At 68.8% G+C, this 20,517-nt stretch carries 22 protein-coding genes and 1 tRNA gene; 13 read left to right on the plus strand and 10 right to left on the minus strand.

The annotated features are described in order from the left end of the window. Positions 1 to 171: 171 nt before the first annotated feature. Positions 172 to 945: a hypothetical protein gene (locus ACIQTT_RS01395; protein WP_402785001.1), complete on the plus strand. Its 774-nt coding sequence runs from the start codon at positions 172 to 174 to the stop codon at positions 943 to 945. Between the two features lie 183 nt (positions 946 to 1,128). Beyond that, on the plus strand, positions 1,129 to 1,632 hold the full coding sequence (locus tag ACIQTT_RS01400; RefSeq protein ID WP_402785003.1) for a DUF3145 domain-containing protein: 504 nt from the start codon (positions 1,129 to 1,131) through the stop codon (positions 1,630 to 1,632). 174 nt (positions 1,633 to 1,806) lie between these two features. On the opposite strand, the gene ACIQTT_RS01405 is transcribed toward ACIQTT_RS01400, so the two are convergent. Then, a complete protein-coding gene (locus ACIQTT_RS01405; protein ID WP_402785005.1) occupies positions 1,807 to 3,210 on the minus strand; it encodes a PLP-dependent aminotransferase family protein in 1,404 nt (467 codons plus the stop codon). A gap of 96 nt (positions 3,211 to 3,306) precedes the next feature. Between ACIQTT_RS01405 and ACIQTT_RS01410 the strand changes: the two genes are divergently transcribed. Then, on the plus strand, positions 3,307 to 3,981 hold the full coding sequence (locus ACIQTT_RS01410) for a YitT family protein (protein WP_402785007.1): 675 nt from the start codon (positions 3,307 to 3,309) through the stop codon (positions 3,979 to 3,981). Positions 3,982 to 4,045: 64 nt separating this feature from the next. Here ACIQTT_RS01410 and ACIQTT_RS01415 read toward each other — a convergent pair whose 3' ends face one another. From ACIQTT_RS01415 to aceE, 6 genes are all read right to left on the minus strand, one after another. Further along, entirely contained in the window at positions 4,046 to 5,290 is a 1,245-nt protein-coding gene (locus tag ACIQTT_RS01415) for a beta-ketoacyl-[acyl-carrier-protein] synthase family protein (RefSeq protein WP_402785009.1), read from the minus strand. A 93-nt stretch (positions 5,291 to 5,383) separates the two neighbouring features. Continuing rightward, the gene (locus ACIQTT_RS01420; protein WP_017830435.1) at positions 5,384 to 5,632 is read right to left on the minus strand and encodes an acyl carrier protein; all 249 of its coding nucleotides are present in this window, start codon (positions 5,630 to 5,632) and stop codon (positions 5,384 to 5,386) included. 68 nt (positions 5,633 to 5,700) lie between these two features. Beyond that, the gene (locus tag ACIQTT_RS01425; protein ID WP_247622287.1) at positions 5,701 to 6,702 is read right to left on the minus strand and encodes a beta-ketoacyl-ACP synthase III; all 1,002 of its coding nucleotides are present in this window, start codon (positions 6,700 to 6,702) and stop codon (positions 5,701 to 5,703) included. Next, on the minus strand, positions 6,699 to 7,619 hold the full coding sequence (locus ACIQTT_RS01430; protein ID WP_402785012.1) for an ACP S-malonyltransferase: 921 nt from the start codon (positions 7,617 to 7,619) through the stop codon (positions 6,699 to 6,701). Before ACIQTT_RS01430 ends, ACIQTT_RS01425 begins: the two co-directional genes overlap by 4 nt. 100 nt (positions 7,620 to 7,719) lie before the next feature. After that, positions 7,720 to 8,916: a PucR family transcriptional regulator gene (locus tag ACIQTT_RS01435; protein WP_402791057.1), complete on the minus strand. Its 1,197-nt coding sequence runs from the start codon at positions 8,914 to 8,916 to the stop codon at positions 7,720 to 7,722. A 31-nt stretch (positions 8,917 to 8,947) separates the two neighbouring features. After that, positions 8,948 to 11,674 carry a pyruvate dehydrogenase (acetyl-transferring), homodimeric type gene (gene aceE, locus ACIQTT_RS01440; protein ID WP_402785014.1) on the minus strand — a complete coding sequence of 909 codons (2,727 nt, stop codon included), beginning with the start codon at positions 11,672 to 11,674 and terminating at the stop codon, positions 8,948 to 8,950. 152 nt (positions 11,675 to 11,826) lie between these two features. Between aceE and ACIQTT_RS01445 the strand changes: the two genes are divergently transcribed. Next, positions 11,827 to 11,899: transfer RNA gene (locus ACIQTT_RS01445), tRNA-Val, on the plus strand. Here the strand turns inward: ACIQTT_RS01445 and ACIQTT_RS01450 are convergent. The 3 genes from ACIQTT_RS01450 to ACIQTT_RS01460 are packed head-to-tail and all read right to left on the minus strand — an operon-like array spanning position 11,859 to position 13,512. Next, positions 11,859 to 12,197, minus strand: a complete 339-nt coding sequence (locus tag ACIQTT_RS01450; RefSeq protein WP_402791060.1) for a DUF6510 family protein — start codon at positions 12,195 to 12,197, stop codon at positions 11,859 to 11,861. The two genes, ACIQTT_RS01445 and ACIQTT_RS01450, sit on opposite strands and share 41 nt — an antisense overlap. Next, positions 12,197 to 12,922, minus strand: a complete 726-nt coding sequence (locus tag ACIQTT_RS01455) for an FAD-binding oxidoreductase (RefSeq protein ID WP_402785016.1) — start codon at positions 12,920 to 12,922, stop codon at positions 12,197 to 12,199. Before ACIQTT_RS01455 ends, ACIQTT_RS01450 begins: the two co-directional genes overlap by 1 nt. Continuing rightward, the gene (locus ACIQTT_RS01460; protein WP_402785018.1) at positions 12,919 to 13,512 is read right to left on the minus strand and encodes a sulfite oxidase-like oxidoreductase; all 594 of its coding nucleotides are present in this window, start codon (positions 13,510 to 13,512) and stop codon (positions 12,919 to 12,921) included. Before ACIQTT_RS01460 ends, ACIQTT_RS01455 begins: the two co-directional genes overlap by 4 nt. A gap of 194 nt (positions 13,513 to 13,706) precedes the next feature. Between ACIQTT_RS01460 and ACIQTT_RS01465 the strand changes: the two genes are divergently transcribed. From ACIQTT_RS01465 to fliF, 9 genes are all read left to right on the plus strand, one after another. Then, on the plus strand, positions 13,707 to 14,564 hold the full coding sequence (locus ACIQTT_RS01465) for a sigma-70 family RNA polymerase sigma factor (RefSeq protein ID WP_402785020.1): 858 nt from the start codon (positions 13,707 to 13,709) through the stop codon (positions 14,562 to 14,564). A 106-nt stretch (positions 14,565 to 14,670) separates the two neighbouring features. Then, positions 14,671 to 15,531 (plus strand): flagellin, encoded by an 861-nt coding sequence (locus ACIQTT_RS01470; RefSeq protein WP_402785022.1) that lies wholly within the window; start codon positions 14,671 to 14,673, stop codon positions 15,529 to 15,531. A 101-nt stretch (positions 15,532 to 15,632) separates the two neighbouring features. Continuing rightward, positions 15,633 to 16,994 (plus strand): flagellar filament capping protein FliD, encoded by a 1,362-nt coding sequence (gene fliD, locus ACIQTT_RS01475; protein ID WP_402785024.1) that lies wholly within the window; start codon positions 15,633 to 15,635, stop codon positions 16,992 to 16,994. 20 nt (positions 16,995 to 17,014) lie between these two features. Continuing rightward, on the plus strand, positions 17,015 to 17,428 hold the full coding sequence (fliS, locus tag ACIQTT_RS01480; protein ID WP_402785026.1) for a flagellar export chaperone FliS: 414 nt from the start codon (positions 17,015 to 17,017) through the stop codon (positions 17,426 to 17,428). Positions 17,429 to 17,433: 5 nt separating this feature from the next. Then, positions 17,434 to 17,709 carry a hypothetical protein gene (locus ACIQTT_RS01485; RefSeq protein ID WP_402785028.1) on the plus strand — a complete coding sequence of 92 codons (276 nt, stop codon included), beginning with the start codon at positions 17,434 to 17,436 and terminating at the stop codon, positions 17,707 to 17,709. Positions 17,710 to 17,818: 109 nt separating this feature from the next. Next, positions 17,819 to 18,166, plus strand: a complete 348-nt coding sequence (locus tag ACIQTT_RS01490; RefSeq protein ID WP_247622301.1) for a flagellar basal body protein — start codon at positions 17,819 to 17,821, stop codon at positions 18,164 to 18,166. Next, a complete protein-coding gene (locus tag ACIQTT_RS01495; RefSeq protein ID WP_247622302.1) occupies positions 18,163 to 18,555 on the plus strand; it encodes a flagellar basal body rod protein FlgC in 393 nt (130 codons plus the stop codon). Before ACIQTT_RS01490 ends, ACIQTT_RS01495 begins: the two co-directional genes overlap by 4 nt. Beyond that, the gene (gene fliE, locus ACIQTT_RS01500) at positions 18,555 to 18,875 is read left to right on the plus strand and encodes a flagellar hook-basal body complex protein FliE (RefSeq protein ID WP_402785031.1); all 321 of its coding nucleotides are present in this window, start codon (positions 18,555 to 18,557) and stop codon (positions 18,873 to 18,875) included. Before ACIQTT_RS01495 ends, fliE begins: the two co-directional genes overlap by 1 nt. Positions 18,876 to 18,877: 2 nt before the next feature. After that, positions 18,878 to 20,515 carry a flagellar basal-body MS-ring/collar protein FliF gene (gene fliF, locus ACIQTT_RS01505; protein ID WP_402785033.1) on the plus strand — a complete coding sequence of 546 codons (1,638 nt, stop codon included), beginning with the start codon at positions 18,878 to 18,880 and terminating at the stop codon, positions 20,513 to 20,515. The last annotated feature ends 2 nt before the right edge of the window (positions 20,516 to 20,517 follow it).

The following is a 20,517-nucleotide window of genomic DNA, read 5'->3' on the forward strand; positions in this document are numbered from 1 at the left end:
GTGTCTCGTCCTCCCGTAGCGCGCGATGTCGAGGGCGAACCCGGCACCTTTTTCAGTCTATTCGGTTATTCACGGCCGCCTCCGAAGCACGCGCGCGCCTCGCTGTTAGGCTTGCCTTATCAGGGCCTGTTAAAACGTGCTGGCCCCCGATGAAAGGAACATGACTCGATCATGGGATACATCAAGTCCAAAGCGCTGGAGGAGAAGGGCTTCGTCGTCCTCGACAGCTACAACCAGGAACTCGACCCCCAAGAGTGGCTGGACATCGAGTACAACGACTGGAAGTCCTCGGGCGACACGCGTTTCGCGCCGCTCGCCAGCGCCTTCGGTGACATCGAGTGCAACGGCTTCTGGAACCACAAGCCGCCGCGCACCGACAAGGACGGCGTCTGGATCGACGAGCAGACGTCCAAGGCGCCGATCCTCACGCGCCGCGCGCAGGAGCCTGGCGCGAACGTCGGTCGCTGCCGCGTCATCGAGCTGCAGCCGACCCCGTACGGCGATTGCCTCTACAACCTGCACCAGGATGACAACAACCGTCTGAACCCGGACGGCACGGGCTGGGTGGTCCGCGGCTTCTTCAACCTCACCGACGACAAGGACAGCTACTTCGTCCTGCGTGAGAACCGCACCGACCCGAGCATCGAGTACCGCATCGCGCTTCCGGCCGGCGCGCAGCTCATCGTCGACACGCAGCGCCTGTGGCACGCCGCGACGCACAACGGCACCGAGCCGCGTTACTGCCTCATCACCTCGTGGACGTCGGGTCCCGAGCTCGACGCGTACATCGAGAAGTACCACGGCACCGACGACGTTCCCAACGTCGAGGTTCCGCAGGAGGTCCTCGAGCACGGCTACGCCGAGCAGGCCCGTAAGGATGCCGCGCGCGCCGCGTACTACGCCGCCAAGGGCCAGCAGGTCAAGCAGGCGATGAGCGAGGCCTGATCCTCTGCACCCAGGAGACCCGTCTCCACGAAAGGCCCCGGTCGGCGCGACCGGGGCCTTTCGCGTGGAATCACATGCTTGTGATTTCCAGGAACGTGAGCGAGAATGGGCGCACAACCGCATATCGTCGCTGATTTCAGTTCAGGTCGTTGGGGAAGACGCACCTGATGAAACGGAGAGATCATGGCGACGGCTTACGCACGCGGAGTGGTGTACATCCACTCGGCGCCTCGCGCGCTCTGCCCGCACCTCGAGTGGGCGGTGGGTCGCGCTATCGGGCGTGCGGTGAACTTCGACTGGGCCGATCAGCCCGTGCTCGACGGCGCGCGCCGCGCAGAGTTCTACTGGGACGGCCCGGTGGGCACCGGCGCTGCTCTCGCGACCGCGATCCGCGGGTGGGAGCACCTGCGTTTCGAGGTGACCGAGGATCCGACTCCCCGTAGCGACGGTGGACGCTGGCTGCACACCCCGGACCTCGGCATCCACTACGCGCAGACGGATGCCGCCGGCAACATCGTCATCGGCGAGGACCGCATCCGGTACGCCATGGAGATCGCTGCGGGGAGCGCCTTCGAGCTGCGGCGTGAGCTCGACGTCGCCCTCGGCTCCGCGTGGGACGACGAGCTCGAGCCGTTCCGGCATGCGAGCGACGACGCACGCGTCGTGTGGCTGCACAAGGTCGGCTGACGTGCCCGCCGATCGAGAGACCTGGAGCGCGGGAGGCGTGAGTATCGGATGCCGGTGATCCGTCCCGGACGCTGAGAAGACGTCCCCCGCTCCATAGACGAAGACCCCGCCCCTGTTCGCAGCGGCGGGGTCTTCGTCGTCGAAGGTGCCGTCGTCGGAGAGCCAGCGGCCCGGTCAGATCACCGCGGCGTGGCGGAGGTCGTCGTTCCGGGAAGCCGCTCCGCCTTGCACATGCGCCCAGGACTCGGCGACACGCGACATCGCCTCGGCCATCCGCTCCGGGGGCAGCGTGATGGGGATGCGCAGTCGTCGCTCCAGCACGCCTCCGGTGGTGAATCGGGGGCCGGGCGGCAGGATGAGCTGCCGCTCGCGCGCCGCGAGCGAGAGCGCCGTCGAGACCGGAGCTTCGAGGTCGACCCAGGCCGACAGGCCGCCGGGCGTCGACGGCATCCGGATGCCGGGAAGCGCAGCGAGACCCTCCTCGACCGCCGCGCGTCCCGCGCGCAGGCGCGTGCGCACATGGGCGGTGAGAGCCGGCACGTCGGCGAGCAGCTCGACCGCGATGCACTGCTCGAGCAGAGCCGTGCCGAGTTCGAACGACGGGCGCACCGCGAGGAGTCGCGAGATGAGTGAGCGGTCGGCGCGGATCCAGCCGATGCGCATGCCGCCCCAGGCGATCTTCGACATCGAGCCGACGGTCACGACGCGGGGGTCGTACGCCGCCATCGGGGTGGGGGCCCACCCGCGGTCGATGTCGAGCTCCGTGGTGGTCTCATCGACGATCAGCGTGGTGCCGGCGCTGCGCGCGGTGGCGACGAGGCGCGATCGCTCGGCGTCGGGCAGCGTGGCACCCGTCGGGTTGTGGAAGTCGGGGATCAGGTAGGCGAGATGCGGGCGCACACTGAGGAGGGTCTCGGCGAGGTGGCGGGCGTCCCAGCCCTGGACGTCGACGGGCGTCGGCGCCAGACGGTAGCCATGACGATGGAGGGCTTCGAGCGCGTGCGGGAACGTCGGCTGCTCCACGAGAGCACGCTCTCCGCGTCGTCCGATCGTCGCGAGGATGAGGTTGAGGGCGTTCAGGGCGCCGGACGTGATCATGATCTCGTCGGCTGAGGTCTCCACTCCGCGCTCCGTGAACCGGGCTGCGACGGCCTCGCGGAGTTCGGGGAGGCCGCGCAACGAATAACCGCTCGTGCCCCGCATCGCGGCGAGGCGCGGGAGCGAGCGCACGGTGGCGTCGTACAGGCCGGGGGTGGAGTCCATCGAGGCGATCGACAGGTCTATGGCCGAGTCGTCGTCGGTCGGAATGGTCACGATATCGGCGTGCGGAAGGGTGATGCGGGTGCTTCCTCCGTGCAGCCGGGCGACATAACCCTCGCCCTCGAGGAGCCCGTACGCGCGGGTGATCGTCGACCGTGAACGGCGCAGTTCCAGGGCGAGCGCGCGTTCGCTCGGAAGCCGTTCGCCGACGGTCAGGCGACCGTCGAGTACGAGCGCACGGATCTGGTCGGCGAGGGCGGACGCCGTGGCTCCGGCGGCGTTCTGCGCTCCGAGCTGTTCGACGAGTCGTGATCCCATGCCTCCAGCATGGCGCAGAAGTGGCCTGATTTCTGCAGGCCACTTCTGGGGGAGTGGACTCGGGTTCCGAGCGTCACCGGCATCCACCATGGAGAGATGCACCTGCGCACCATCTTCCTGCCCGTCACCGCCACGAGTCGGCGCGACCTCGTGGAGCGCCTCGGACAGCTCGTGCTGGGTCTTTTCCTCTACGGTGTGGCGCTCGGATTCATGGTGCGCGGCGGGATCGGCGTCGCCCCGTGGGACGTGCTCGCACTCGGCGTCTCGGGAAGCTCGGGCATCGGCTACGGCACAGTCACGGTGCTCGTCTCGATCGTCGTGCTGCTGCTGTGGATCCCCCTGCGGCAGCGGGTCGGTCTCGGCACGCTGCTGAACGCCCTGATGGTCGGCCCCGCCGCCGACCTCACGCTGCTCGTTCTCCCCACTCCGTCGACCGCCTGGATCGGAGCCCCGATGTTCGTCTTCGGGCTGCTGCTGCTCGCCTTCGCGACCGGACTCTACATCGCCGCCGACTTCGGCCCCGGACCGCGCGACGGACTCATGACCGGACTCGTGCGCCGCACCGGCTGGAAGGTCTGGATCGTGCGGACGCTGATCGAGGGGAGCGTCCTGCTGGTCGGGTTCCTGCTGGGCGGCCCCGTCGGCGTCGGAACGGTGCTGTTCGCCTTCGGCGTCGGTCCGCTGGTCGGCTGGTTCCTGCCGCGGATCACCCGGCTGCGCGTGGCGCGCTCTCAGCGGCTCGCCTCGCCCGCGGCATCCGTCACGAGCTGAACGCGCCCCGACGCACGAGAACGGCCCCCGGAGGATCTCCGGGGGCCGTTCTCGTGCGCAGGACTCAGTCGTTGTCCGCCGGCGCGAACACCGCGACGGCGTTGTGGCCGCCGAAACCGAAGGAGTTGCTGATCGCGTACTGCGGGCCGTCACCCAGCGGCGTCGGCTCGCCGGAGAGGCGGAACGGCACGGCGGGGTCGGGCTCGGTCATGTTGATCGTGGGCGGGGCGACGCGGTCGCGCAGGGCGAGCAGCGAGAAGATCGCCTCGAGTGCACCGGTGCCGCCGAGCAGGTGCCCGGTCGAGGCCTTGGTCGCCGAGACGGGGATCTCGTCGATGCGGTCGCCGAAGACCTTCTTGAGCGCGACGTACTCGTTCGGGTCTCCGACCGGCGTCGATGTCGCGTGCGCGTTGATGTGCGTGACCTGGTCGGCGGTGATGCCCGCCTCCTCGAGAGCCTGGGTGACGGCGCGCGCGGCTCCCGTGCCCTCGGGGTCGTTGCCGGTGATGTGGTAGGCGTCGGCCGTCACACCGCCGCCGAGCACGTAGCCGTAGATCTTCGCGCCACGGGCCTTCGCGTGCTCCTCGGTCTCGAGGATGAGCACGGCAGCGCCCTCGCCCATGACGAAGCCGTCACGGTCGATCGCGCCGGGGCGGGAAGCGGTCGCGGGGTCGTCGTTGCGACGCGACAGGGCCTGCGCCGAGGCGAAGGAGGCCATCGTGATCGGGTGGATCGCCGATTCGGTGCCACCGGCGATGACGACGTCGGCGAGCCCCTCCTGCAGGTGGTGGAAGGCGTGGATGATCGACTCGGTGCTCGAGGCGCAGGCGCTTACGACGGTCTGCGCGTACGCGCGGGCGCCGAACTGGAGCGAGAGGTTTCCGGCCGCGGCGTTGGGCATGAGCATCGGGACCGTGAGCGGCATGACGCGGCGGGGGCCCTTCTCGCGCAGGGTGTCCCATGCGTCGAGCAGGGTCCAGAGCCCGCCGATGCCGGTGGCGAAGTCGATGCCGAGGCGCTCGGGGGCGACCTCGGGGGAGCCGGCGTCGGCCCAGGCCTCGCGTGCGGCGATCAGGGCGAACTGGGAAGAAGGATCGAGACGCTTGGCCTCGTGGCGGGGGAGGACTTCCTCGGGCCGCACGATCGCCTCGGCGGCGAAGGTGACGGGGAGCTCGTACTGGGCGACCCAGTCGTGCTCGAGGGCGCGGGTGCCGGAGGCTCCTGCGAGGAGGTTGGTCCAGTTCTCCGGGGCGGTCCCGCCGATGGCGGACGTGGCGCCGATGCCGGTGACGACGATGCGCTTGGTCATGGTGTGGTTCCTTGTCGGACGGGATTCAGAGCAGAGATGGGCAGGACGGAGGATGCCACGCCCCGACGGTGCGGGGGTGGCATCCCTCGTGGATTACTCCTGGCCCGCGACGATGAAGCTGACGGCGTCGCCGACGGTCTTCAGGTTCTTGACCTCGTCGTCGGGGATGGTGACGCCGAACTTCTCCTCGGCGTTGACGACGATCGTCATCATCGAGATCGAGTCGATGTCGAGGTCGTCGGTGAACGACTTCTCGAGAGCGACCTCGGAGGCGTTGATGCCGGTCTCGTCGGTGATGAGCTCTGCGAGGCCGGCGAGGACCTCATCGTTGGTGAAAGCCATGTGGTCTTCCTCTTTCTTACGGGTTGTTTTCGGAACCGTGGAACAGTCTAGGGAAAGTCGGGCCCCGGTCAGGGGAGCACGACGACCTGCGCCGCGAACACGAGGCCCGCGCCGAAGCCGATCTGCAGGGCGAGTCCGCCCGAGAGCTCGGGGTGCTCGGCCATCAGACGGTGGCTGGCCAGCGGGATCGATGCGGCCGAGGTGTTGCCCGTCGTCTCGATGTCGCGCGCGATCACCGTGGTCTCCGGGAGCTTCAGCTGCTTGGCGAACTCGTCGATGATGCGCATGTTCGCCTGGTGCGGGATGAACGCGGCGATGTCGGATGCCTCGACGCCGGCGCGGTCCAGCGCCTCGCGGGCGACCTTCGCCATCTCCCACACCGCCCAGCGGAACACCGTCTGGCCCTCCTGGCGGAGGGTCGGCCACGGCACCTCGCCGTCGCGGAACTGCGTCAGGGTGCCGTTCATGCCCACGGCATCCGCCTTCGAGCCGTCGGAACCCCACACTGCGGGAGCGATGCCGGGGGTGTCGCTCGGGCCGATCACTGCGGCCCCGGCGCCGTCGCCGAGCAGGAACGAGATGCTCCGATCGGCGGGATCGACGATGTCGGACAGCTTCTCGGCGCCGATCACCAGCGCGTAGCGGGCGGCACCCGCCTTGATGAGGGCATCGGCCTGGGCCACGGCGTAGGCGTATCCCGCGCAGGCGGCGTTGATGTCGTACGCCGCTGCGGGGTTCGCGCCGACGCGGTCGGCGACGATCGCGGAGACCGACGGGGACTGCTTCGGGTTGCTGATGGTCGCGACGATGACGAGGTCGATCTGGTCGGCGGGGATCCCGGCCTTCTCGATCGCCTCGGCAGCCGCCTCGGACGCCAGATCGATCGCGTCGGTGCCCTTGTCGGCACGGGCGCGGGTGATGATGCCGGTGCGCTGGCGGATCCACTCGTCGCTCGAGTCGATCGGACCGATCAGGTCGTCGTTGGGTACGGCGTTCTCGCCGCGCGCGGCACCGTACGAGTAGATGCGGGTGAAGGCGGGGCCCGTGGCCTGCGTCAGGGTGGCGCTCATGCGGCTTCTCCGTTCAGCAGCGCGACGGCCGCGTCGAGGTCTTCGGGGGTCTTGACGGCGACGCTCGGCACGCCGCGCAGGCCGCGCTTGGCGAGTCCGGTGAGGGCGCCGGCGGGAGCGAGCTCGATCAGGCCGGTGATGCCCTGCTCGGCGAACGACGCCATGCAGAGGTCCCAGCGCACGGGCGACGAGACCTGGTCGACGAGGTAGTCGAGCGCCTGCGCGCCGCGGGTGACGATCGAGCCGTCGCGGTTGGTCCACAGCGTCAGTGCAGGGTCGGCCGGGGCGACCGCGGCGACGGCGTCGCGCAGCACCGCGACGGCCGGGGCCATGAAGTCGGTGTGGAAGGCGCCGGCGACCTGCAGCGGGATCACCCGGGTGCCCTTGACCGGCTCCGCGGCGAGGGCCTCGAGCGCGGGGAGCTCGCCGGCGACGACGATCTGGCCGCCGCCGTTGTAGTTCGCGGGGGACAGTCCGAGGTCGTCGAGACGGGCGAGCACCGCTGCCTCGTCGCCGCCGAGAACCGCACTCATGCCCGTGGGGGTCTGCGCCGCGGCATCCGCCATCGCCCGGCCGCGGATGCCGACCAGACGCATGCCCGTCTCGGCATCGATCACGTCGCTGCCGACGAGGGCGGCGATCTCGCCGACCGAGTGGCCGGCGATGCCGTCGGCCCGGCGTCCGGCACGGGCGTTCAGCGCGTCGGCCGCGATGAGCGATGCGGCGACGATCAGCGGCTGCGCGATGCGCGTGTCGCGGATGGTGTCGGCATCCGATTCGGTGCCGTGGAGGCGGAGATCGACCGCAGCGGCGTCGGAGTACGACGCGAGGCGCTCGGCCACCCCGTCGAGCTCGAGCCAAGGGGCGAGGAAACCGGGGGTCTGCGAGCCCTGACCAGGGCATACGACGACAATCACATCCCCAGTCTGCCAATGATCGGAGGCAAGCGGTGGATGATTCATCACAAGATTCCGAAGAACGCTTGTGTGTGGCGCACAGCGCCGCGGGAATCGCGGGTCAGCGCGGCACGCGACGCTGTGACGGGCGGCGTCGGGACTGGTCGGCAGCACCGATCGAACCGAGGATAAGCGCCGTCTGCAGGATCAACGCCTCACGCGGCCCCGTGGCATCCCAGCCGATGACCTCGCTGACGCGCTTGAGGCGGTAGCGCACGGTGTTCGGGTGCACGAAGAGTTCGCGGGCCGTCGCCTCGAGCGAGCGGCCGTTGTCGAGGTAGCTCCACAGCGTCGTGACCAGGTCGGTCGAATGCGCCTGCAGGGGGCGGTAGATCCGCTCGATGAGCGTCTGCTTGGCCAGCGGATCACCGGCGAGAGCCCGTTCGGGCAGCAGATCGTCGGCCTCGACCGGACGCGGGGCGCTGCGCCAGGCGCGGGCGACCGCGAACCCCGCGAGCGCCGCGCGGGCGCTCTGGCTGGCATCGACGAGGGCGACCACGGCGGGGCCGAGCACGACGTAGCCCGGGCCGAACGAGGGTTCGAGTCGAGACGCGATCTCGAGGAACGTGAGTTCGTCTTCCTCGGTCTCCTGCTCGTCGTCACGGGCGCGGCCGAGCACGAGCACGAGCCGCGAACCCTGCACGCCGATCAGCACGTCGACCGCCAGTTTGCGGGCGGTGCGCCGCACCTGATCGACGTCGAACTGCGGGGGAGTCGTACCCACGAGTACCGCGACCTCGCCGTGACCGTGCCACCCGAGGGCGGCGATGCGGCTGGGGAGCTCCTCGTCGGCCTCGCCCGTGAGGATCGAGTCGACCACGAGCGCCTCGAGACGGGCATCCCAGAGTCCCCGGGCCTCGGCCGCGCGGGCGTAGACATCGGCGGCCGCGAAGGCGACGTCGCGCGAGTAGAGCAGGATCGCCTCGCGGATGTTCTCGCCCTTGCCGGCGACGCGCTCCTCGGTTACCTCGACGGTCACCCGGATGAGCTGCAGAGTCTGCTGCAGGCTCACACTGCGGAGCAGTTCGCGCGGGGCAGCGGCGAAGATGTCGGCCGCGATCCACGGCGTCGAGGTGGGGTCGTCGTACCACTGGATGAACGACGTGATGCCTGCCTGGGCCACCAGCCCGACCGCAGAGCGGCGGGCTGGTGGCATGTCGGCGTACCAGGGCAGCGTGTCTTCCAGGCGCTTGATCGTCACAGAGGCGATGTCACCGGAGATCCGGCGCAGCCAGGCGAGGGTCGCGGCCTTGTCCATGCCGGCGGGAGACGAACCTGTCACCGATGACTCAGCTTTCGCCACCCGCGTTGCCGCTGGTGCCGGCGTTGACATCGTGAAGGTTGTACTTCGCGATGGCCTGCGCGGCCAGCGAGCGGTCGACGACGCCGTCCTCGGCGAGCGACTGCAGCGTGCGCACCACGATCGACGGTCCGTCGATCTTGAAGAAGCGACGGGCCGCGGCGCGGGTGTCGGAGAAGCCGAAGCCATCGGCACCGAGCGTCGCGAAACGCTGCGGGACCCACGGGCGGATCTGATCCTGGACGGCGTGCATGAAGTCGCTCACCGCGACGACCGGACCCTCGGCGCCCTGCAGCTTCTGGGTGAGGTAGGCCGTGCGGGGCTCCTCCTCCGGGTGCAGGAAGTTGTGCTCATCGGCGGCGAGGCCGTCGCGGCGCAGCTCGGTCCAGGAGGTGACCGACCAGACATCGGCGATCACGCCCCAGTCGTTCTTCAGCAGCTCCTGCGCCTCGAGTGCCCAGGGGAGTCCGACGCCCGAGGCGAAGAGCTGGGCGCGGTGGCCCTCGCCCTCGCCGATCGAGATGCGATGGATGCCGCGCACGATGCCGTCGACGTCCACGTTCTCGGGCTCCGCGGGCATCACGATGGGCTCGTTGTAGAGCGTGATGTAGTACATCACGTTCGGGTCCTCGTGCTCGCCGCCGTACATGCGCTCGATGCCCGACCGCACGATGTGCGCGATCTCGTAGCCGTACGCGGGGTCGTACGAGATCGTCGCGGGGTTCGTCGCGGCGAGCAGGTGCGAGTGGCCGTCGGCGTGCTGCAGGCCCTCACCCGTCAGGGTGGTGCGACCGGCGGTGGCGCCCATGATGAAACCGCGCGCCATCTGGTCGCCCGCCGCCCACTGGGCGTCGCCCGTGCGCTGGAAGCCGAACATCGAGTAGAAGAGGTAGATCGGGATCAGCGGTTCGCCGTGCGTGGCGTACGACGTGCCGGCAGCGGTGAACGCCGCGAGGGCGCCCGCCTCGTTGATGCCGACATGCACGATCTGGCCCTGCGGGCTCTCCTTGTAGGCGAGGAGGAGCTCACGGTCGACCGAGGTGTAGTGCTGGCCGTTCGGGTTGTAGATCTTCGCCGTCGGGAAGTACGCGTCCATACCGAAGGTGCGCGCCTCGTCGGGGATGATCGGCACGATGCGGTGGCCGAAGTCCTTCGAGCGCAGCAGGTCCTTCAGCAGTCGGACGAACGCCATGGTCGTGGCGATCTCCTGCGTGCCGGAGCCCTTCTTGGGAAGCGCGTAGGCGGAGTCGTCGGGCAGCGAGAGACCCACGTGCGTCGAACGACGCTCGGGCAGGAATCCGCCGAGGTTGTTGCGGCGCTCCAGCATGTACTGGATGGTCTCGTCCTGGGGTCCCGGGTTGTAGTACGGGGGCAGGTACGGGTTCTCCTCGAGCTGCGCATCCGTGATCGGGATGTGCATGGCGTCGCGGAACGTCTTGAGGTTGTCCAGCGTCATCTTCTTCATCTGGTGGGTCGCGTTGCGGCCCTCGAAGTGCGGACCGAGGCCGTAGCCCTTGACGGTTTTCGCGAGGATGACGGTGGGCTTGCCCTTGTGCTCGGTCGCTGCCTTGAATGCGGCGTAGACCTTGCGGTAGTCGTGGCCACCGCGCTTGAGGTTCCAGATGTCGTCGTCGGAGTAACCCTCGACGAGAGCGGCGGCGCGCTCGTCGCGTCCGAAGAAGTGCTCGCGGATGTATCCGCCGGACTCGGCCTTGAACGTCTGGAAGTCGCCGTCGGGCGTGACGTTCATGAGGTTGAGCAGCGCACCCTCGGTGTCGCGGGCGAGCAGATCGTCCCACTCACGGCCCCAGACGACCTTGATGACGTTCCAGCCGGCGCCGCGGAAGAACGACTCGAGCTCCTGGACGATCTTGCCGTTGCCGCGCACCGGGCCGTCGAGACGCTGCAGGTTGCAGTTGACGATGAAGGTCAGGTTGTCGAGACCCTCGTTCGCCGCGACCTGGAGCTGTCCGCGGCTCTCGACCTCGTCCATCTCGCCGTCGCCGAGGAAGGCCCAGACGTGCGACTGCGAGGTGTCCTTGATGCCGCGGTTCTCGAGGTACTTGTTCGACATCGCCTGATAGATCGCGTTGATCGGACCGAGGCCCATCGACACGGTCGGGAACTGCCAGTACTCCGGCATCAGACGCGGGTGCGGGTAGGAGGGCAGGCCGTGCGGGGCGTGCGACTTCTCCTGGCGGAAGCCGTCGAGCTGGTCCTCGCTCAGGCGGCCTTCGAGGAAGGAGCGGGCGTAGGTGCCGGGGGAGGCGTGGCCCTGGATGAAGATCTGGTCGGCGCCGCCGGCGTTGTCGGCACCCTTGAAGAAGTGGTTGAAGCCCACCTCGTAGAGCGCGGCCGACGATGCGTAGGTCGAGATGTGTCCGCCGACGCTGATGCCGGGGCGCTGGGCGCGGTGCACCGTGATGGCGGCGTTCCAGCGGATCCACGCGCGGTAGCGGCGCTCGACCTCTTCGTCGCCCGGGAACTCGGGCTCGTTCTCGGGGGCGATCGTGTTGATGTAGTCGGTGGTCGGAACCATCGGCACGCCGAGGTGCAGCTCCTTCGAGCGCTTCAGCAGGCTGAGCATGATCTCGCGCCCACGGCCGTGGCCCTTGGCATCGACGAGCTCATCGAGCGACTGCTGCCACTCACCCGTCTCTTCCGGGTCGCTGTCGAGAGAGTCCTGAGAGTACGGATCCTGGTCGTGGACGGTCACGGGGAGCCTTTCGTCAAGCTGGCAGGTCATGCCAAGGAAACGGGAAGCGACGCGGGCAGCCTTGTCGGCTGTGCACAACGCGCGCCGTCCTCAGCCTAGCCCTCTTCCACGACGCGGGTGCGCATCCGCATGCGGATACACTGGACGCACCAGGGCCTTTAGCTCAGCTGGTAGAGCGCCACGTTTACACCGTGGATGTCGTCGGTTCGATCCCGGCAGGGCCCACCTCAGAATCCATCGCGCGATCCTCGTCCCACTCGAGGTGGGTGAGGGCACCGATCGTGAGCGTCGCGCTCCCACCCGTGCGCAGATACGTCAGCAGAGTGCGACCGCACCCGCGGCAGAGCAGGATCATGCCGGTGCCGTCGAGTTCGGCGACAGCATCCGCCACCACCGCGGCGCGCAGGCAGTGCGCGCATCGTGCTCGTGCGCCGGTCATGTCCCTGCCGAAGATCTCGAGCAGATACCCGCCGGCGGCGTTGCCGTCGACTCGCCTGACGTGTGCGATGCCCTTGCCGTCCATCACGTGCCTCCGAAGCGCTCGGTGCGGATGCGGTCGGGTGGATGCCCCGCCGCGACGAGGAGATCGGCGACGGCCTCGACGAAACCGGTCGGCCCGCACACGTAGACCGAAGGCTGCAGCGCGGGCGGATAGGTCGACGACAGGATGGTTGCGGCATCCACCCGCCCGGCCGCACGTGCGAAGCCGGGCGGAGCGACGCGTGAGTACGCCCAGTCGACGCTGAGGCCGGTGCCTGCGAGGCGGTCGATGTCGTCGATGTAGAAGGCGTCCGATGCGGATCGCACCGCATACAGCAGCCGCATGGGGGCGGTGCTCCCCGAGTGCGAGTGCTCTCTGGCCATCGCGATGAGCGGGACGATGCCCGATCCTCCGGCGATGAGTTGCACGGGCTCGGGGCGATCAGGGGTCCAGACGAAGTAGCCCCCGATCGGGCCGCGGATCTCCAACTCGTCGCCGGGGCGCACGTCCTCGACCAGGTAGGGGGAGACCTCACCGTCGGGCACCTCGTCGACCGCGAGCTCGAGCACCTCGCCGGGACCGGAGGAGGCGAGCGAGTAGGACCGCACGGCCTGGTAGCCGTCCTCAGCCGTGAGACGCACGTCCACGTGCTGCCCGGCGAGGTTGCCGGGCCAGCCGTCTACCTGCAGCCCGAGCACGCGCCCGTGACTTCCGGCGCCGCGTGTCGTGAGGACGCTGGCCGGCCGCCACAGCGGTGCGGTCGTCACCAGTACCTTTCCTCTTTCCAGGGGTCGCCGTGCATGTTGTAGCCGTTCTGCTCCCAGAATCCCGGGGCGTCGTGCTCGCGCAGGTTCAGCCCGTGCACCCACTTCGCCGACTTCCAGAAGTAGAGGTGCGGCACCAGCAGGCGGGCGGGTCCGCCGTGTTCGGGGGCGAGGGGTTCGCCGTCGAACTCCAGCGCGATCCATGCGCGTCCCCCGACGAGGTCGGCACGGGAGACGTTGGTCGTGTATCCGCCGTAGGAGAAGACCTCGACGAACGCGGCATCGTCACCGACCTGATCGAGCAGACGTTCGACCGAGACCCCACGCCACTGCGTGCCGAGCTTCGACCAGCGGGTCACGCAGTGGATGTCGGTCGTGATCGTCTCTATCGGGAGCGCGTGCAGCTCGTCCCATGTCCAGGTGTGCCGGATGCCGTCGCGGCCGACGATGACGAACTCCCAGGACTCGGTCGCGACGCGGGGTGTCGGGCCGGCCGACAGCACGGGGAAGTCCTCGGCGAGGTACTGGCCGGGAGGGAGCCGCTCGTCGGACTCTCGTCGGCGCGCTCCGAATCCGCGGGAGATCACACTCATGTTCGCCTGCCTTCGCTCGTGAGGGTCATTCAAGCGGATCGGCGAGGGCGGCGCTACGACATCTGTCGAACGTGCGCGCACCACCGTGAGCGCGGCGGTCGATCCGACATCCCGACGAAATCAATTATTTACTTGTCTACGTGTAAAACCTGCTAGCTTCACACGTAAATCAGTTGATAACTCAAGGAGCCACGTTGCTGCAGGATTCTGCTTCCTCTGCTGTCTCCGGATCGCGCGCGACCGCCCCGGCCACCGCCGAGCAGCTCGCGCGCGACAACATGGCGTTGGCCACGTTCCTCGCGCTGGAAAAGGCCCGCACGGCGGAGCACGTCGACCTCGACGACCTCATGTCGGCCGCTCGCCTCGGACTCGCTCGCGCGGCGATGACCTACGAACCTGAGCGCGGCATCCCCTTCGGTGCCTTCGCCCGCACCCAGATCACCTGGGCGATGCTCTCGGAGATGCGTCGCGCCGACCCCGCCGGGGAGCGCGGGCGCGACAAGATCGAGCTCATCCGCGTCGCCGGCGACGCCGTGCTCGCCCGAACCGGCCGTGCCGGCACGCCGGCCGAGGTCGCGAAGGAAGCGGGTCTCGACATCGCGGCGGTCGCCGAGATGCTCCACCTCGATGCGATGGTGCGCACGGCCACGAGCTTCGAGGAGCATTTCGATCCCGAATCGGGTCGACAGGCGGTCGATCTCACCGACAGCATCGTGCTGCCCGAGTTCGCCGCAGAGCAGAACGAGACGCGGGACATGGTCGTGCGCGTGCTCGACGCGCTCCCGGTCGCGATGCGCCGCGTGATCCGCGGGATCTATCTCGACGACCGCATGGTCAAGGACCTCGCCGATGAGATGGAGGTGAGCCACGCGTACGTGTCGAAGCTGCGCTCGCGCGGCCTCGCTCTCATGCGCGAAGCGATGGAGGCCTGGGAGCAGGGGACTGCCGGAGATCGCACCAGCCCGGCGAAGGCCGAGTTCTTCGGCGCGCTCTTCGGACCGGAGAAGCCCGCGAGCGCGCACCGCAGCGAGGACCTCCTCCCCGCGATCTGACTTTCCCGTCGATCACCGGTTACGGCACGCGCGGGCTGTCGCGAATGTGGGGTGTGCAGGTCCACGGATGGACCCGCTTCCAGTCCCATAACCACGGAGGATACTCATGGGTCTTCAGATCGCAACCAACGTCAGCGCGCTCAACTCGTACCGCAACCTGTCGAGCAACCAGAACGACGTCTCGAAGTCGCTCGAGAAGCTCTCGAGCGGCCTGCGCATCAACCGCGCGGCAGACGACGCCGCCGGCCTCGCCATCTCCGAGGGCCTGCGTTCGCAGGTCAACGGCCTGAACGTCGCAGCCCGCAACGCTCAGGACGGCATCTCGGTCATCCAGACCGCAGAAGGCGCCCTCACCGAGGTCCACTCCATCCTGCAGCGCGTGCGCGACCTCGCGGTGCAGGCCGGAAACGACTCGAACAACGAGGACTCGCGCGCGGCGATCACCACCGAGGTGACGCAGCTGGTCGACGAGCTCACCCGCATCTCCGACACGACGAACTTCAACGGCATCAAGCTGCTGGACGCGTCGGCCGGTGCCGCAGGCGACGGTGTGCTCAGCTTCCAGGTCGGTGCCGACGGCGCCGCGTCGAGCCAGATCACGGTGAACCTCGCGTCCGCCGACATCAAGACGCTCGCCGAGGGCCTCAAGACGGCCATCATCGACACGGACGGCTTCGCCGACCCGACGGTGGCCGCCGCGACCATCACCACTGTCGACACGGCCATCAAGAGCGTCTCGTCGGCCCGCGCCGACCTCGGTGCGGTGCAGAACCGCTTCGAGTCGACGATCAACTCGCTGCAGGTCTCGGCCGAGAACCTCTCGGCGGCCAAGAGCCGCATCGCCGACACCGACATGGCGGCCGAGATGGTCAAGTACACGGCTGCGAACATCCTGCAGCAGGCGGGCACCGCGATGCTCGCGCAGGCGAACCAGTCCGGCCAGGGCGTTCTCCAGCTGCTCCGTTGAGCCGCCGCGCCTGAGGCGCACCGGGCGCTCGGGCGGGGGACACTCCGCCCGAGCGCCTTCCCATAAGACCTGCGACACGCCCCGAGGGAAGGCATCCGAGGATGAAACTGGACGGACTGATCTCCGGACTGAAGACCGGCGAGCTCATCGACGCGCTCATGGACGTGTCGGCGATCCCGAAGAAGCTGATCACCACCAAGATCACCGACCGCACCTCGATCATCACGAACCTGCAGTCGTTGAACACCTCGCTGCAGGCGCTGGTCGAGAAGGCGAAGACCGCGGCCTCCGCCACGTCGCTGGCCGCCTTCACCGCGACGTCGTCGTCCGAGAGCGTGACCGTGACCGCCGGTGCGAAGGCGAGCGCATTCTCGACGAGCGTCGTCGTCGACGCCGTCGCCACCGCCCACTCGGTCGTCACCGCGGCCGGAGGCGCAGGTTCCTGGGGTGGCGCCTTCACGCTGGTGGCCGCCGACGGCACCCGCACCGAGATCGCACCCGCCGGTGCATCGCCCCACGATCTCGCCAAGGCCATCAACGCCGCGAAGGCGGGCGTGACGGCGACCGTCGTACCCGCCGGGACGGATGCCGACGGCGCCCCGCTCTCGCGCATCCAGCTCAACGCCGCGGAAACCGGCGCCGAGAACACCTTCACCCTGCACCGCGGCAACGGCGACGACCTCGACGCGGGCACCGCGGTCGACCTCGGCGCGGAGCCGGGAGCCGCCGTTCTGGCGACCGGTGCCGACGCCCGCATCCGCCTGTTCGCCGGAACCTCGGCCGAGCAGGTGCTCACGAGTGCGAGCAACACCATCACCGTCGGCGACGACGTCACCGTCACGGTCTCGAAGCCCAGCATCGACCCGATCACCGTCACCGTCGCCCTCGATGCGAAGGCTCAGACGGCCACGGCCGAGGCGTTCATCAAGGAGATCGCCGGGCTCCTCACCCGTATCGACAACGGCTCGAAGGCCACGGTCGGCGCGGTGGGGGAGAAGACGACCCTCGGCGTGTTCACCGGCGACAGCACCGTGCGCAACCTCCGCACCGCGCTGGCCAACGCCGTGCAGCACCCCGTCGACGGGGTCTCGCCCTCGAGCATCGGCATCTCGATCAACGACAAGGGCGTGCTCTCGTTCGACGCCGAGAAGTTCGCGCAGGCACTGGCCGACGATCCCGAGAAGACCCAGGAGCTGTTCTCCGGCGTCGCCGGTCGTCTCCAGGGCGTGGCCGACACCTACTCCGACAAGTACGACGGTCTGCTCACGCAGCGCATCACCGGGCAGGAGTCCGAGGTCAAGACCCTCAAGACGCAGGTCGAGCGGTGGGACATCCGTCTCGAACAACGCCGGGCGACCCTGGAGCGCACGTACTCGCAGCTCGAGGTGCAGTTGTCGAAGCTCGAATCCCAGTCATCGTGGCTCACCGGGCAGCTCGCCGCCCTCACCGCCACCAAGTCCTGATCGCCGAAAAGAGACGAACGATGCCTCTGACCTCCCTGGAACGCGCCAAGCAGCAGTACCTCGAGCAGCAGGTCGCCTCGGCCTCGCCCGAGCGTCTGCTCACGCTCCTGTACGACCGCCTGCTCGTCGACGTCGACCGAGCCGGGGCCGCGCAGGCTGCCGAGGACTGGGTGGCCGCGGGCACCCACCTCACCCACGCGCAGCAGATCGTCGCCGAGCTGAGCGGCTCGCTCACGGATGCCTGGGACGGCTCGGCCGACCTGCGCGCGGTGTACACCTACGTCACCGGTCGCCTGATCGCCGCGAACATCGGCCATGATCGAGCGGCCACCGCCGAGTGCCGCGAGCTCGTCGCACCGCTCCGCGAGGCGTGGCACCAGGCCGCCGCGGTGACCTCGGCATCGGCTCCCGCGCCGGCATCCGCGCTGGGCTGATTCGCATGACCGACAACCTCGCGTCGTGGCTGGCCGTGCTCGATACCTTCGAGCGTGCGCTCGATGCCGCCGACGACCAGCTCGACCCGACGTTCGAGGCACCTCCCGGCCCCGTGCCCGAAGAGCTGCGCGAACGCGCGGAGGCGGTGCTCGCGCGTCAGCAGATGATGATCCGCGGACTCACCGCCTCGCGAGCGAACGTGGCGCGCGAACTCGCCGCGCTCCGTCGGGTGCCGACGGGCTCTGCCGACGCCCCCGCCTACCTCGACGTCGAAGGATGAGCGGCGGCGGTTACGCCGACACGGCACTGTCGCGATAGTCGGCCACGAGCACGGATCGCTCGACGCAGGCCACGGATCGGCTTCTCCACCACACATCCGGGGTGCCGCCGTGCTCGAATCCGTAACCTCCTCCGCGCTGATCAGCGCGCTCGACGGTCTGGCGCTGCGCCAGCGATCCATCGCCGAGAACATCGCGAACGTCAACACGCCCGGGTACCAGGCGAAGCGCGTGCAGTTCGAGGACGAGCTGCGTCGCGCCGTCGACGGCGGATCGGGGTCGGTCGCCGCGACCGTCGAGCGCTCGCTCGAGCCCACCCGCCTGAACGGCAACAATGTCAACCTCGACACTGAGACGCTGTCGAACATCGACACCGTGCTCCGGTTCCAGTTCGCCAGCCAGGCGATCGGCGGCCAGGCCGCATCGATCACCAAGGCGATCGGTCAGGCATCCGCATGACCTTCGACGCGATCGGCATCGCCGGCACTGGACTGAACGTGCACCGCAAGTGGCTCGACGCGCTCAGCGACAACATCGCGAACGTCAACACCGCCACCCCTGCCGGCGAAGAGGCGTTCCGGGAGAAGTTCGTGACGGTGCAGGCCGGCACCGAGAGTCCGGGTGTGTTCGTCGCGGGCGTCGTGGAATCGGAGGCCGAGGCGAAGCTCGTGTACGACCCGGAGCATCCCTACGCGAACGAGGACGGGTACGTCCAGTACCCGAACGTCGAACTCGGCGACCAGATGAGCATGCTCATCCTCGCCCAGCGCGGGTACGAGGCGAACGCCGCCGTCGTCGACCGTGCCAAGACCACCTACGAGGCCGCCCTGCAGATCGGACGCAACTGATGTCCACTCCCATCGACGCGATCTCCGCCGCCGGCGTCAGTCCGATGTCGGCCCTCAGCTTCGAATCCGGTGCCGACGGCACGGGTTCCTCCGCCTCGGCAGGAGCATTCGCGACGTCGATGTCCGGCGCGATCGAGAATCTGCAGCAGTTGCAGTCGACCTCCAACGAGCTCGCCGTGCAGGCCGTCACCGGCGACCTGCAGGACATCCACCAGGCCATGATCGCCTCGGCCCGTGCAGGTGTGACGCTCGACCTCGTGGTCGCTGTCCGTGACCGCAGCGTCTCGGCGTTCAACGAGATCATGCGGATGCAGGCCTGATCATGCCGAAGGTGCTCACGAACTCCTTCGAACGCGTGAAGCTGATCGTCTCGGGCTTCAGCGTCGCACAGCGCACGATCGCGATCATCGGCGTCGCACTGCTGGTGATGGGGGCCGTCGCGCTCGGGGCCTGGCTCACCAAGCCTCAGATGAGCCCGCTCTTCACCGGACTCAGCGCCGGCGACGCCTCCGCGGTCGTCGACCAGCTCAAGTCGGCGGGGGTCGGCTACGAGCTCGCCGAGGGCGGAGCCACCATCCTCGTGCCCGACGATCAGGTCTATGCACAGCGGCTGGCGGCGGCATCCGCCGGACTCCCGGGCGACACGAGCGAGGGGTACACCCTGCTCGACAAGATGGGCGTGACCGCGAGCGAGTTCCAACAGTCGGTGACCTACAAGCGTGCGATCGAGGGTGAACTCGCGAGCACGATCGGCGCGATGGACGGCATCAGCACGGCGTCGGTGCAGCTGGCGATCCCCGAGGAGAGCGTCTTCGTGTCGGAGCAGCAGACCCCGACCGCCTCGGTGTTCGTCAAGACCCGCAACGGGTCGACGCTCAGCGACGAGAAGATCGAGGCGATCATCCATCTCACGAGCGCGTCGGTTCCGGGCATGACGCCGGAGGACGTCGCGGTCACCGACCAGAACGGCACGGTGCTCTCGGCCGTCGGCTCGGGCGTGGCCGGCAACTCGTCGAAGCAGGCCACCGAGCACGAGGCCCGGGTGGCCGCGTCGGTGAACCGGATGCTGGAGACGATCGTCGGCCCGGGCAACGCCACCGTGACGGTCTCGGCGGATGTCGCGAACTCGACCTCCGAGCGCATGGACGAGACCTACTCGGCCCCCGAGGGCGATCTGAGCGCCTCGGAGCAGACGAAGACCGAGACCTACACCGGCGGTCAGGGCGGGGGAACGGGCGTGCTCGGCCCCGACAACATCGCGGTGCCGAACGGCGCGGACGGCGACGGCGCGTACGAGTTCGAGGAGACCTCGCGCAACAACGCCGTCAACAAGTCGACCGAGAAGACGATCACCCCCGCCGGCGAGGTGACCCGGCAGACCGTGAGCATCGCGCTCAACCGCGGCACCGTGACCGGCGTGACCGCGGCGCAGATCGAGACCCTCGTCGCCTCGGCGGCCGGTATCGACGTCGAGCGCGGCGACACGATCGCCGTCGAGTTCGTCGAGTTCGCCGGTGCCGGTGCGAACGCCGCCCAGACCGCGCTGGCAGCGGCCGAGGCGGAGCAGGCGGCGCAGTTCCAGCAGGAGCTCGTGCGGTCCGCGATCATCGGCGGGTCGATCCTGCTCGCCGTGATCATCCTCGTCGTCTTCCTGTCGATCCGTCTGCGGATGAAGCGGCGCATCGCGTACACCGATGAGGGACCGATCGAGTACCTCGCGACCCTGACCGAGAGCGAGGAGCAGAAGCTCAAGTCTCTCAAGGGTCTGCAGGACCGAGAGGCGCTCACCGCACCGCTGCTGCCGCAGGTGTCACCGACGCTGCTCGACGTCGAGGAGGAGCCCGAGCGGGAGCAGATCCTCGTCGAGCGCCGTCGCCGTGAGATCGACGACATCGCCCGCCGCGAACCCCAAGCCACCGCCACCGCGCTGGCGAGCCTGATGGACGAGTCGACCGTATGAGC

Origin of the sequence: Microbacterium sp. NPDC090225, from assembly GCF_044772365.1 — a bacterium.
Classification (GTDB): Bacteria; Actinomycetota; Actinomycetes; order Actinomycetales; family Microbacteriaceae; genus Microbacterium.